The following is a 12,922-nucleotide window of genomic DNA, read 5'->3' as shown; positions in this document are numbered from 1 at the left end:
CAAAGAAGAAAAGCCGAAGAAAGAAGAAAAATCAACAAGCGGTTCGACTAGTGACAAAAAAGAAGAGCCGAAGAAAGAAGAAAAATCAACAAGACTAGTGACAAAAAAGAAGAACCGAAGAAAGAAGAAAAATCAACAAATGGTTCTACAGAATCATCTAACAGTTCTTCTTCACAAGAATAAGAAAGTGAAAAAATCAGTTCTCACTAGAGAGCTGATTTTTTTACTTTTACCCCGCATTAACGGGGCAGTAAGACCCTTATTTCAAAATTCAGTGAAAGCTAAGAAGTTAGGTTAGGGGCAACTGCCCGTAAAAGCCCGATTGGTGAAGGCTAATAATCAGTGGGGGTGTCCCCCACTGATTAAAGTTTCACTTTATATAAAAATACTCAATTTCGAGAAAAAAGTTGCAATAACAAGGAAAAATGACGAGATTCTCGAATATATATTACAAAAGGGAGGGGATACTGTGTCATTTTTGTTTGTTCTGTCGACTGCTATTATTTTATTGTTTGTTTTATTCACTTTATATTATTATATCGCCGGTAAGAAAGAGGTTCCCCACCATCAATTGTTAGAAGAAGAATTGGAACGAGAAGAATGACACCTTATATACAAGGTGTCATTTTTTTTCGTCAAAATAGTCAATGGTAACGTATTTCTCACAAAAAAACATAATTTTTCTTAACTTAGTCCGCAAAAATAGTGAACATGTAGCATATATCAGTAGTGCGGGCAATACAATGGTATAAACCAAAGCAAAGAGAGTGTTTGAGGTGAGAAATCGTGAATCATTTCATTATAAATCCAAGAATGTTTAACGCTTACAAACAGCACTCACACTTACTTCTTAGTCGTATGCAGCGAGGCTCATTTCACACTTCTCACATCCAATTTAGGGAGGCGAGTGGTGTGCACGATTACATCAAAGAGAGAACTATCAAGATTGGTAAGTATATCGTGGAGACAAGAAAGACAGTGCGTGTCATTGCAAAGGAATTTGGGGTATCAAAAAGTACAGTCCATAAAGATTTAACGGAACGTCTACCAGAAATTAATCCAGAGCTCGCAAATGAAGTGAAAGAAATTCTTGATTATCATAAGTCTATTCGTCATTTAAGAGGCGGAGAAGCAACAAAGCAAAAGTATAGAAAAGAAGATGTAGAAAAGCCGGTTCGTCAATAAATATGCGATCGCAAACATTCCGTTTCAATTCGGTAATATTTTTCAGAAGAATTCTTTTTGCGAATATTACGTTTCTGTTAAATTTATGATAAAATCAGAAATTAGGTGTAAAAGAATTCGGGTGTAACCTGATTTTGAATATCGAGGAGGAAATGACGGGAATGTTTGCGCGAGATATCGGAATTGACCTAGGTACGGCTAATGTATTAATTCATGTTAAAGGCAAAGGTATTGTATTAAATGAGCCATCTGTTGTGGCAATTGATCGTAACACAGGTAAAGTATTAGCAGTAGGTGAAGAAGCAAGAAGTATGGTGGGACGTACACCTGGTAATATTGTAGCAATTCGTCCGCTTAAAGATGGTGTAATCGCAGATTTCGAAATTACAGAAGCAATGTTAAAGTATTTCATTAACAAATTGGACGTGAAGAGCTTCTTTTCAAAACCTCGCATTTTAATTTGTTGTCCAACAAATATCACATCAGTAGAACAAAAAGCAATTCGTGAGGCTGCTGAACGTTCAGGTGGTAAAACAGTATTTTTAGAAGAAGAACCAAAAGTAGCCGCAGTTGGTGCTGGTATGGAAATCTTCCAACCAAGCGGTAACATGGTTGTTGATATTGGTGGAGGTACAACGGATATCGCTGTACTATCTATGGGTGATATTGTTACCTCTTCCTCTATCAAAATGGCTGGCGATAAGTTTGATATGGAGATCTTAAACTACGTTAAACGTAAGTATAAGCTATTAATTGGAGAACGTACTTCAGAAAATATTAAAATTAAAGTTGGTACAGTATTCCCAGGTGCACGTAGCGAAGAGCTTGAAATTCGCGGACGTGACATGGTAACGGGCTTACCACGTACAATTACAGTATGCTCTGAAGAAATTACAGAAGCACTAAAAGAAGACGCGGCTATCATTGTACAAGCTGCAAAAGGCGTACTAGAGCGCACGCCACCAGAACTATCTGCGGACATTATCGACCGCGGTGTTATTCTAACAGGCGGTGGAGCTTTACTACACGGTATCGACATGCTTCTAGCAGAAGAACTAAAAGTACCAGTATTAATTGCTGAAAACCCAATGCAATGTGTTGCGGTTGGTACAGGTATTATGTTAGAGAATATCGATAAATTACCAAAGCGTGCTTTACGATAAAGTGAAACTTTAATAAGTGGGGGCATCCCCCGCTTATTATTAGCTCGCAAAAGGCGGGAAGATGAGAAGAACTAAGGTGTTAACCGTAGTTCTTTTTTGTTTTTTTATTCTTTTATTTTTTTATTTTATTTTGATTTATTGAGAAAATAGAAGAAAAATAAAGAAAAACGAAGGAAATAGGTAAAATATTCATATATATGGTTAAATTTAATATTTCCTTATTTGAAAACGTTTATAATATAATGAGTCGAATACGACATTAAGGCAAATCATGTTCAAATACATATTGCCTTTCCCTAATTTGGGCATACACTCTTTTCTACCTCCGTGTCAGTTGCTGGAATATGCAACTATTTTAAGAGAATAGAGTGTGTGCATTTTTTTATATATAAAGCTGAAAAGATATTAAAGTTTCACTTTATAATGACAAACAATAAACAAAATGGGATAATAAACAATATGTCCAAGTGGTAAGACCAATATTACAAAAGGGGCGATTGTTATATGCTAAATATAGAACAAATTAAAGAAATCATTCCTCACCGTTATCCATTTTTACTTGTTGATAAAATATTAGAAGTAGATGAAGGAAAAAGAGCGGTTGGAATTAAAAATGTATCCGCAAACGAAGAATTCTTTAACGGGCACTTTCCTGACTATGCAGTTATGCCCGGTGTACTTATTGTAGAAGCATTAGCACAAGTCGGCGCAGTTGCGGTATTAAAGAAAGAAGAAAACCGTGGAAGACTTGCTTTCTTCGCTGGTATCGACAATTGTCGTTTCAAAAAACAAGTACGTCCAGGTGATCAACTTCGTCTAGAAGTAGAAATGACACGTGTACGTGGTCCAATCGGAAAAGGAAAAGCAATCGCAACAGTAGATGGTGAAGTCGCATGTGAAGCTGAAATTACATTTGCGATTGGTGATAAAAAAGAATAACAGAAATAAAAAATCTCCTTGTGAAAATGCAAGGGGATTTTTTTATTTCCACTATATATCGGTATAATTATTAAAATGCAAACTAGTCAGAAAGTTACTTGTATATGGAAGGTAATTGCCAGATAATTACTTTATTGTTTATACGAAAAATAGGATAAATGATAAGGATAGAAAAGAAGTAAAGCCATTGTCATATTGTTAAGGCGTTTATATAAGACAAAGTAGAATGTTAGTGATTACGATGAGATGTAGGGAAATCAGCAATATAAAATATTAATTAGACGTATGAAATCGAGCATAGAGAGAAAAAGGGGAAATGTCGCATTTCACAAAAGGAGATTATGAATATGTTCGGAAGAAAGAAAAGAAAACCATTACGACAATTAATTACACATAAAGAGCCTAAATCACGTGTTGCAGAGCAATACCGTAACATTCGTACAAATATTGAATTTACATCTGTAGATAATCATGTTCGTTCTATTATTGTTACCTCGGCAGATCCAGGTGACGGAAAAACAACAACAATCGCAAACTTAGCAGTTGTTTTTGGACAACAAGGAAAGAAAGTTTTATTAATCGGAGCTGACTTGCGTAAGCCGACGATTCAAAACTTATTTGCCATCCACAGTTCAAATGGATTAACGAATCTATTATCAGGACAAGCGAAACTAATGCAATGTATTCAAAAAACAGATATAGAGAACGTACACTTAATGGCAGCAGGTCCAATCCCACCAAACCCAGCTGAACTATTAAGTAGCCGAGGAATGGATGAGCTATTACTAGAAGCATATAACATGTTTGATATTATTTTAATCGACACACCACCTGTTCTTGCGGTTACCGATGCACAAATACTAGCGAATAAATGCGATGGAATCGTACTTGTCGTACGCAGTGAAAAAACAGAAAAAGAAAAAATCGTAAAAGCGAAGCAAATATTAGACAAAGCGTCTGGTAAATTACTTGGTGTCGTCCTAAACGATAAAAGAGAAGAAAAAGAACAATATGGATATTATTAGAAAATAGTGTATAGAATAATAAATTTACAAGCCGATAAATAATTTTATTGGCTTTTTTGAATTTTTATAAAATTTAGCATTGCATTATATAAAAAACATAATATAATGGAAATTTTGGAAAATCGATGGAATGTGTTGTCATATTTAAGATTATTTTGTAAGATTATATGTGCTTGATGTGAATAAATGTAGAACTAAATTATTCAAAATAAAAAATGTAAGATTTATATGTTATAATTTTTCTTATGTGCAAATTTTACAAAGTTGGAGGAACTTATGGAAGAAACAATTAGTTTGAAAGAGTTATTTCATATTTTAAAAAAACGTTTAGCAATGATCCTCGTAATTGCCTTTGGTGCAGCTATTGTAAGTGCTATCATTAGCTTCTTCTTTATGACACCAATCTATCAATCTTCGACGCAAATTCTTGTTAACCAAAAGAAACAAGAAGGGGCAATGATCCAAGCTGGTGAAGTTCAAACGAATATTCAATTAACGAATACATATAAGGTTATTATTAAAAGTCCAGTAATCTTAGATCAAGTGAATGAAAAATTAAACTTAAATATGACAGCGCAAGCGTTAACAGGAAAGATTAATGTTGCGAATGAAAAAGATTCACAAGTCATTTCTGTAACAGCTGAGGATAAAGATCCAAAACTAGCTCGTGATATTGCAAATGCAACTGCAGATGTATTTAAAGGTGAAGTTGCAAAAATTATGAACGTGGATAACGTAACAGTACTATCTAAAGCAGAAGTTGCAGAAAATCAATCTCCGATTAAACCACGCCCTATGTTAAATGTAGTAATTGCTTTTGTTGTTGGTTTAATGGCTTCGGTTGGTCTTGCATTCCTACTAGAATACTTAGATAACACGGTGAAAAAAGAAGAAGATGTAGAAAACTTACTTGGCTTACCAGTGTTAGGTATTGTAGCTCGTATGGATGAAGAAACAATGAACGTGAAATCACACGCTACATCATCAAGAAAAGTGAGGGGACAAACAATTGGCTCTTAATTTATTTAAAAAGAAAAAGAATCATCGTCAACGCCGTCAATTAATTGCTCATCAACAACCGAAATCACCAATCTCAGAACAATATCGTAATATTCGAACGAATATCGAATTTGCAGCTATTGATACGAATTTACATTCATTAATGGTAACATCTGCGAACCCAAGTGAAGGGAAAACAACAACGACAGCAAATATGGCAGTCGTGTTTGCCCAACAAGGAAAGAAAGTATTATTAATTGATGCAGATATGCGTAAACCGGCAATGCACCAAATGTTTCAAGTCGATAATATTTTCGGGCTAACAAACGTATTAACACATAGTGAACGTTTAGAAAAATGTGTACAAGCAACATCAGTTGATAATTTACACTTTTTAGCTTGTGGTCCAATCCCGCCAAATCCGGCAGAGCTACTAGGTTCGAAGGCGATGCAAGAGCTCCTGGCTCAAGCGTATAGCATGTATGATTTAGTTATTTTTGATTTACCACCAATTTTAGCTGTTACAGACGCGCAAATTATGGCGAATGTATGTGATGCTTCTATTCTTGTTGTTCGTAGTGAATCGACAGAAAAAGAATCAGCAGTAAAAGCAAAAGGTTTATTAGAATCGGCAAAAGGTAAACTGTTAGGTGTTGTTCTGAATGATCGCGAACGTGAACAGGGCCTATATTATTACTACGGTGCAAACTAATTAAAAGAGTGAGATATGAGAAGAACATATCTCCTTTTTTCCCTTGAATATGAGATGTCTCATATTCAAGGGAAAAAAGATTACTATAAGAGAGGAAACTAATTAAAAGAGTGAGATATGAGAAGAACATATCTCCTTTTTTCCCTTGAATATGACATATTCAAGGGAAAAAAGATTACTATAAGAGAGGGAGGATGAAACAAATGATAGATTTACATTGTCACATTTTACCTGGTATCGATGACGGCGCACAAAAAGTAACAGATAGTTTAGCGATGGCACAAAAGGCAGTAGAAGAAGGCATTCATACAATTGTCGCAACGCCACATCATCAAAATGGGAAATATATAAATGAACATACCTCAATTATTCATGGAGTAAAACAGCTAAATGATGAACTACACCAACATAATATTCCACTTACCATTTTACCGGGGCAAGAAGTCAGGTTATATGGTGATTTATTAGAAGACTATGAAGCTGGTAAGATTGTTACCTTAAATGAAACAAACAAATACATATTCATTGAATTTCCATCTAATCATGTACCTCGTTATGCAGAACAACTATTTTATGAACTACGTGTAAAAGGAATGATCCCAATTATCGTTCATCCGGAACGTAATGCCGAGTTAATCGAGCGGCCAGATAAGTTATATAACCTTGTCAATAAAGGTGCATTAACACAAGTAACGGCAGGCAGTTTACTAGGTAAGTTTGGCAAAAAAATTAAAAAGTTTTCATTGCAGCTTGTGGAGCATAATTTAACCCATATGATCGCATCAGATGCACATAACACAACATCAAGAGGATTTCATCTAGCAGAAGGCTATGACCTAATAGAGAAAGAATTTGGCACAAGTGTTATGAATGATTTAAGAGAGAATCCGTATTTAATCATTAGCGGGAAAGCAATTTATAAAGAAGAGCCAGAACAAATTCGTCGCAAAAAGTTGTTTGGCATCTTTTAAATAAAGAATAGGTGATGTCTCCTAACCGTTATCAACGGAGGCACTCGGTCGTGCTGTGGGTAGAAATTTTTATTTCGAACCTACCTTAGACGCTTGTCGTCGGGAGTATGACGTGAGGATGGGTTGGATGCCCATAATTTATTTGTATAGAAACTCTACCTATGGAGTTATAAACATGACTCTATAGGTAGGGTTTTTTAAATTGTTACATAAAAATAAAACGATATAGGAGGGTTATGATTGAAAAAAGTAAGAAAGGCAATTATTCCAGCGGCTGGTCTAGGAACGAGATTTTTACCAGCAACGAAGGCGATGCCGAAAGAAATGTTACCAATCGTTGATAAGCCAACAATTCAATACATAGTAGAAGAAGCGATAGAATCAGGTATTGAAGATATTATTATTGTGACTGGAAAAGGAAAGCGGGCAATTGAAGATCATTTTGATCATTCCTTTGAATTAGAGCAAACGCTTTTAGAAAAAGGAAAGCATGAAATACTTGAAAAAGTACAAGCTTCTTCAAAGATTAATATTCACTACATAAGACAAAAAGAGCCAAAAGGACTTGGCCATGCAGTATGGTGTGCGCGTAAATTTATTGGGAACGAGCCATTTGCGGTGTTACTTGGTGATGATATTGTACAAGCAGAAACACCATGTTTACGACAATTAATGGACCAATATGAAGGGACACAATCATCTGTTATAGGTGTACAAACAGTACCTGAAAATGAAACACATCGTTACGGTATTATTGATCCGGTTGAGCAAAGCAATCGCCGTTATCAAGTACGTCAATTTGTGGAGAAGCCAGCTCAAGGAACTGCACCATCAAATTTAGCAATTATGGGTCGTTACGTGTTAACGCCAGAAATCTTTATGTTCCTCGAAGATCAACAGACAGGTGCTGGTGGGGAAATTCAATTAACAGATGCAATTCAACGTTTAAATGAAATTCAACGTGTATTTGCTTATGATTTTGAAGGTACTCGTTATGATGTTGGGGAGAAGTTTGGATTTATTAAGACAACAATTGAAATAGCACTTCAGCACAAAGAACTGAAGGAAGAATTGATTAAATATATAAAAATGTTAGCCGGAAAAGAAGGGAATGAGGTGGGGTGAATTGGCTTTAATAAAAGTATCAGAAGAGAATATACAAAGGGAAAAGAATGCATTGTTTACTTTGGAAGAAGTAAATTCTAGAAAAGGTTATTTAATAACCAAACGTTATATGGATGTAATAGGTGCGTTAGTAGGCCTAATTCTCTTATCACCAGTTTTTCTAATTATAGCACTTCTTATTAAGTACGAGGATCCAAAAGGTACAGTGCTTTTTAAGCAGGTTCGTATTGGGAAAGGTGGAAAGGAATTTTATATGTATAAATTCCGTTCAATGGTAACGGATGCAGAGGAAAAACTAAAGGATTTGTTGGAATACAATGAAGTGTCGGGTGCCATGTTTAAAATGAAGGAAGACCCAAGGATTACGAAAATAGGGAAATTTATTAGACGAACGAGTATTGATGAGCTTCCACAATTAATTAATGTGTTACAGGGCGAAATGAGTTTAGTTGGACCAAGACCACCATTATTAAGGGAAGTAAAAGAGTACACCTCCTATGATAAGCAACGTTTATTAGTAACGCCTGGATGTACTGGATTATGGCAAGTGAGTGGAAGAAGTAATCTTTCATTTGAGCAAATGGTAGAACTTGATGTTTACTATATTATACAACGTAATATTATGTTTGATATTAAAATTTTGTTAAGAACTGTAAAGGTTTTATTAAAATCAAACGATGCGTATTAATTAAAGTTAATACATATAGATGAACAAATATTAGTGAAGGAGCTAAAATTTAAATATGACAAAAAGAGTAATTACTTATGGTACATTTGACCTGTTACATTATGGACATATAAATTTGCTAAGAAGAGCAAAGCAACTAGGGGAGTATTTAATTGTAGTTTTATCAACAGATGAATTTAATATGTTGAAAGATAAAAGGGCTTATTTTTCTTATAATGAAAGAAAATTATTATTAGAGGCAATAAAATACGTTGATGAAGTAATCCCAGAGATAACTTGGGAACAGAAAGTAACGGATGTTGTAAGCAATAATATTGATGTGTTTGTAATGGGAAATGATTGGGAGGGTGAATTTGACTTCTTAAAGGAATATTGTGAGGTTGTATATTTACCAAGGACAGATGGCATATCCACTACAAAAATTAAAACTGATATGAAAGAGGTACTTTCTAAATAATATAGGAGTAAGATAATGTCTACTACAAAGAAAATCACAGGAAACTTTATTGCGCTATTTGCTATGCAAATAGCTAATTTTTTATTACCTTTATTGACTATTCCATATTTAGGTATAGTGTTAGGGGCAGAAGGATTTGGATTAGTTATGTTTTCACAAGCATTTATCCAATACTTTGTTTTACTTACTGATTTTGGATTTAATTTGTCGGCGACTCGAAAGATATCGGTATATAGAGAAGATAACGATAAAGTAAGTGAGATAGTTTCAGCAGTATATCTTATTAAAGTTGTTTTATTAGTTATAAGTTTTATTATTTTATTAGTTATGACATTTTTTATTGATAAATTTCATCAACATATGTATGTATACATATTAAATTTTGGTGTAGTTATTGGACAAGTATTGTTTCCAGTCTGGCTTTTTCAGGGAATGGAAAAGATGAAATACACGACGATTTTGAATATAGTAGCAAAGTCAATCTTTACTGTACTAATTTTTATAATTGTAAAAAGTCAAGAAGAATTGTATTATGTACCACTTCTAAATTCCTTGGGATTCGTGGTGGCTGGGGGCATAGGGTTTTATATCGCTATAAAGCAATTTAATCTAAGACTGGCTTTTCCTCAAAAAGCTATAATTAAGGAATCTTTAAGAGAGAGTGGTCAATTCTTTATATCTCGTATTTCAGTGAGTGCCTATACTATATCTAATACATTTTTAATAGGCATATTTTTAGGAAATACAGCAGTAGGTTACTTCTCAGCTGCAGAAAAAATATGCAATGTAATTTCAACAGGTGTTTCTACTATTGTAGATGCTATCTATCCGCATATGGCTAGGAATAAAGATATAAAGATATTTAAGAAGATTTTCCTTGGAGTCATGGTTATAAGCACAGTTGGTTCCGTTGGAGCTTTTATGATGAGTGATTTTATAATTAACCTTTTATTTGGTTCAAACTATGATGTTAGTGTTGGGATTTTAAAAATAATGATAATTGCCGCATACATTTCAATTCCTAGTATGTTAATAGGATACCCATTGTTAGCAGCCTTTGGTTATCTTAATTATGCAAATTATAGTGTTTTAATTGCTTCAATTTTTCATATTCTTTCGCTGTTAATAATAGCTCCTTCAGGTAATATTTACTACATTACAGCTATACTTATATTGACACAGTTTATAGTATTGGTAATTAGGTTATATGGCTGCAGAAAAAAATTAAACGGAGTTATTTTTGAAAACAGCAGGTTATAAAAAATAGGAGGAAAAGAGATGGGAAATGTCATATTAAAAAAAGATTTTAAAAAAACAATTTTTAATATATTAAAATTACCGCTATATATATTGTCAAGTTTAATTCCTAAAAAAAGTAATTTGATAGTATTGGGATCATCTAAAGGGCAACATTTCGCGGATAATAGTAAATACCTGTACTTGTATTTGAAAGATATAGAAGAAAAAAAGGTTAATGAATTAGATTTTTATTGGATAACAAAAAATAAAGAACTTGCTAATAAATATAGTTCTGATAAAAGGTTTATATATGGTTATACTCTTAAAGGAATGTATGTTTTATTGAGAGCCAGAATAGCGATTTTAACACATTCAATCGAAGATCTACCCTCATATTTAATGGGAAGAAAAAAAATCATACAATTGTGGCATGGAACGCCCTTAAAAAAAATAGGATACGATGCAGATTCCTGGAATGAAAGGGGAAAAATAAAGAATTCACTGAAAAAGGCTATTAATAAACTCTTTCCTTATATGGATTACATGAAGTGTAATTATTTAGTAGTTGCTTCTGATCAGGTAAAAGACTCTTTTGAAACAGCGTTTAAAATATCTAAAGATAAAATGATAACATTGGGGCAACCAAGGAACGATTTATTTGAGGAAGGAAAAGTAGTTGATGCAGAAAGCAGGCTTGCTGGATATCAAAAAATTATTTCTTGGCTACCTACTCATAGGGGTTTTTCAGATTATACTATTGTTGATTTGTTGAAAGAATATAAATTTAATGAAGCGAAAATTAATGAGTTTTTGAAAAAAAAGAAGTATCTATTGGTGATAAAACCGCACTTTGTTGAAAAGGGGGAGTTATCTAAATACCTTAAGGGTAGTTCAAATATTTTAGTTTACGATGAGGCTGATCCATATCCATTATTAACTAAAAGTGAAATTTTGATTACAGACTATTCGAGTATATTTTTTGATTACATGTTGACTGATAGGAAGATAATATTTGCCCCTTTCGATTACGAGTTTTACACTAAGAAGGTTGCGAATTTATATTATGATTATAAAGATATTGTTTGTGGTGATATTTGTCTTGACTGGGAAGAAATATGTGATCACTTAGATTCCAATGGGGAAAACTCTACAAAATATAAAAGTATAAAGAGAATCTTTAATAAATATGATTTTGGAAACTGTGAACGGGTTTATGAATTTATTAAAAAAATATGATTTAAGTGTATAAATCGTTAATATATCAGAATAATTGGCTAGGGTATTTATTAATATTCTGCTTTATAGGAAGTATTATTGTTCCTATAGGTATTTTATTAATCTTATATTCTTTATATAATCCAGTATCTAATAATATGCTCATGTTAGTAATGAGTTGTATATCATTTCAATGTTTTATAAAAGTAGATTTTTTTGGTGTAGATGCTGTAACTGCTTATAAGTTATTATTCTTGATTAGTATAATAATTTTAGTAATTACAAAAAAACAAAGTTAATTACTCATTTAGTTACCCTAGAATAATTATTAGTTTTATATGTATTTATTCTACTAGGGTAGTGTTTTATAGGGGGGGGATTCCTTTATTTGTTATATTTAAGGCATATATTGGCTTGTTCCTTCCATTTTTGATAGTAATGATAAAATGGGAAGCAAAATCGATAGAAAAGATACTATTTATATTATCTATAATCCCAATAATCAGTTCCATTGCAGGAGTTACATTAGATTTACTGGGGATTAGAGATGTTTTTATGTATGAGAATATACAGGAACGAAAAGATTTCAAGAGGAAAATGTCCCGGCGTATCTAGCGGAATTATGTTTTATTGCTATTGCGGTACTTGTATATCAGTATATAAGAAAACCTAGGGATTTTTATCTGTTGTTGATTGCTATTAATTTTGGAATTATTGTTCTGACATATACTAGAACATTTATGATGGCATGCTCAATCTTAGTTGGTGTAATATTACTATATTTTTTAATAAACTTCTTAAAAGGGAAAGTAATTTATGTAATAACCTTAACATTAGTATTGGTAGCATTGATGATTATGATTTACTTCTCTTTTGATAATTTAATGCAGAGAACATTTAGTTATAACGGTAACTTTGATACTTCTGGTCGTGAGTATGCATGGACATATTTTTTAAAAGAGGCAGCGGATACTAAGCTTCTTGGTAGAGGATTAGGAATCGCACAGCTACTTAATCCACCGGTATATGGTTTTGTAGCACCGCATAATGAATATTTACGTTTGTATTTAGAAACAGGGATTATTGGGTGTATCTTATTTTTCTCAGCCATAGTATATATTTTTAGGCTTGTTTATGAAAAAATTGCAAAAAAAATAAATTTATATTCAAGGTATATTTTGTGAGCTTTGTAGTAGGTTTTGCA

14 protein-coding genes and 1 pseudogene are annotated in these 12,922 nt (G+C 33.1%); all 15 read left to right on the top strand.

From position 1 onward, the window contains the following. Positions 1–298 (top strand): annotated as a pseudogene (locus DN389_RS29055) (hypothetical protein); the annotation flags it as partial. Between the two features lie 171 nt (positions 299–469). Then, entirely contained in the window at positions 470–604 is a 135-nt protein-coding gene (locus tag DN389_RS07215; RefSeq protein ID WP_000008903.1) for a hypothetical protein, read from the top strand. Positions 605–912: 308 nt separating this feature from the next. Further along, positions 913–1,185 carry a sporulation transcriptional regulator SpoIIID gene (spoIIID, locus tag DN389_RS07210; protein WP_000544012.1) on the top strand — a complete coding sequence of 91 codons (273 nt, stop codon included), beginning with the start codon at positions 913–915 and terminating at the stop codon, positions 1,183–1,185. Between the two features lie 161 nt (positions 1,186–1,346). Next, positions 1,347–2,348 carry a rod shape-determining protein gene (gene mreB, locus DN389_RS07205; RefSeq protein WP_000457990.1) on the top strand — a complete coding sequence of 334 codons (1,002 nt, stop codon included), beginning with the start codon at positions 1,347–1,349 and terminating at the stop codon, positions 2,346–2,348. Positions 2,349–2,852: 504 nt separating this feature from the next. Further along, positions 2,853–3,287, top strand: a complete 435-nt coding sequence (fabZ, locus tag DN389_RS07200) for a 3-hydroxyacyl-ACP dehydratase FabZ (RefSeq protein ID WP_000931959.1) — start codon at positions 2,853–2,855, stop codon at positions 3,285–3,287. Positions 3,288–3,634: 347 nt separating this feature from the next. Further along, positions 3,635–4,312 (top strand): CpsD/CapB family tyrosine-protein kinase, encoded by a 678-nt coding sequence (locus DN389_RS07195; RefSeq protein ID WP_142399413.1) that lies wholly within the window; start codon positions 3,635–3,637, stop codon positions 4,310–4,312. A 276-nt stretch (positions 4,313–4,588) separates the two neighbouring features. Further along, positions 4,589–5,332 carry a YveK family protein gene (locus DN389_RS07190; protein WP_149236970.1) on the top strand — a complete coding sequence of 248 codons (744 nt, stop codon included), beginning with the start codon at positions 4,589–4,591 and terminating at the stop codon, positions 5,330–5,332. Beyond that, on the top strand, positions 5,322–6,023 hold the full coding sequence (locus DN389_RS07185; protein WP_149236969.1) for a CpsD/CapB family tyrosine-protein kinase: 702 nt from the start codon (positions 5,322–5,324) through the stop codon (positions 6,021–6,023). The genes DN389_RS07190 and DN389_RS07185 overlap by 11 nt, the downstream gene beginning before the upstream one ends. A gap of 203 nt (positions 6,024–6,226) precedes the next feature. Continuing rightward, positions 6,227–6,994 (top strand): tyrosine-protein phosphatase, encoded by a 768-nt coding sequence (locus DN389_RS07180; protein WP_149236968.1) that lies wholly within the window; start codon positions 6,227–6,229, stop codon positions 6,992–6,994. A 240-nt stretch (positions 6,995–7,234) separates the two neighbouring features. Next, the gene (bpsC, locus tag DN389_RS07175) at positions 7,235–8,119 is read left to right on the top strand and encodes a UTP--glucose-1-phosphate uridylyltransferase BpsC (RefSeq protein WP_149236967.1); all 885 of its coding nucleotides are present in this window, start codon (positions 7,235–7,237) and stop codon (positions 8,117–8,119) included. A gap of 1 nt (position 8,120) precedes the next feature. Continuing rightward, positions 8,121–8,807 carry a sugar transferase gene (locus DN389_RS07170; protein ID WP_149236966.1) on the top strand — a complete coding sequence of 229 codons (687 nt, stop codon included), beginning with the start codon at positions 8,121–8,123 and terminating at the stop codon, positions 8,805–8,807. A gap of 55 nt (positions 8,808–8,862) precedes the next feature. After that, the gene (gene tagD, locus DN389_RS07165) at positions 8,863–9,264 is read left to right on the top strand and encodes a glycerol-3-phosphate cytidylyltransferase (protein ID WP_000167062.1); all 402 of its coding nucleotides are present in this window, start codon (positions 8,863–8,865) and stop codon (positions 9,262–9,264) included. A gap of 15 nt (positions 9,265–9,279) precedes the next feature. Beyond that, positions 9,280–10,524: a flippase gene (locus tag DN389_RS07160; protein WP_000108281.1), complete on the top strand. Its 1,245-nt coding sequence runs from the start codon at positions 9,280–9,282 to the stop codon at positions 10,522–10,524. An 18-nt stretch (positions 10,525–10,542) separates the two neighbouring features. Next, positions 10,543–11,739: a CDP-glycerol glycerophosphotransferase family protein gene (locus DN389_RS07155; RefSeq protein WP_149236965.1), complete on the top strand. Its 1,197-nt coding sequence runs from the start codon at positions 10,543–10,545 to the stop codon at positions 11,737–11,739. Between the two features lie 665 nt (positions 11,740–12,404). Further along, the gene (locus DN389_RS07150) at positions 12,405–12,902 is read left to right on the top strand and encodes an O-antigen ligase family protein (protein WP_179955884.1); all 498 of its coding nucleotides are present in this window, start codon (positions 12,405–12,407) and stop codon (positions 12,900–12,902) included. The last annotated feature ends 20 nt before the right edge of the window (positions 12,903–12,922 follow it).

It is taken from the genome of Bacillus sp. AY3-1 (assembly GCF_008368785.1).
Taxonomy (GTDB): domain Bacteria; phylum Bacillota; class Bacilli; order Bacillales; family Bacillaceae_G; genus Bacillus_A; species Bacillus_A wiedmannii.
This window is presented reverse-complemented; position numbering and strand designations above follow the sequence as displayed.

Bases quoted from the DNA above. Each gene is read 5' to 3' on its own strand.
- mreB (WP_000457990.1), top strand. From the start codon at position 1,347: ATGTTTGCGCGAGATATCGGAATTGACCTAGGTACGGCTAATGTATTA.
- fabZ (WP_000931959.1), top strand. From the start codon at position 2,853: ATGCTAAATATAGAACAAATTAAAGAAATCATTCCTCACCGTTATCCA.
- DN389_RS07195 (WP_142399413.1), top strand. From the start codon at position 3,635: ATGTTCGGAAGAAAGAAAAGAAAACCATTACGACAATTAATTACACAT.
- DN389_RS07190 (WP_149236970.1), top strand. From the start codon at position 4,589: ATGGAAGAAACAATTAGTTTGAAAGAGTTATTTCATATTTTAAAAAAA.
- DN389_RS07180 (WP_149236968.1), top strand. From the start codon at position 6,227: ATGATAGATTTACATTGTCACATTTTACCTGGTATCGATGACGGCGCA.
- tagD (WP_000167062.1), top strand. From the start codon at position 8,863: ATGACAAAAAGAGTAATTACTTATGGTACATTTGACCTGTTACATTAT.
- DN389_RS07160 (WP_000108281.1), top strand. From the start codon at position 9,280: ATGTCTACTACAAAGAAAATCACAGGAAACTTTATTGCGCTATTTGCT.
- DN389_RS07155 (WP_149236965.1), top strand. From the start codon at position 10,543: ATGGGAAATGTCATATTAAAAAAAGATTTTAAAAAAACAATTTTTAAT.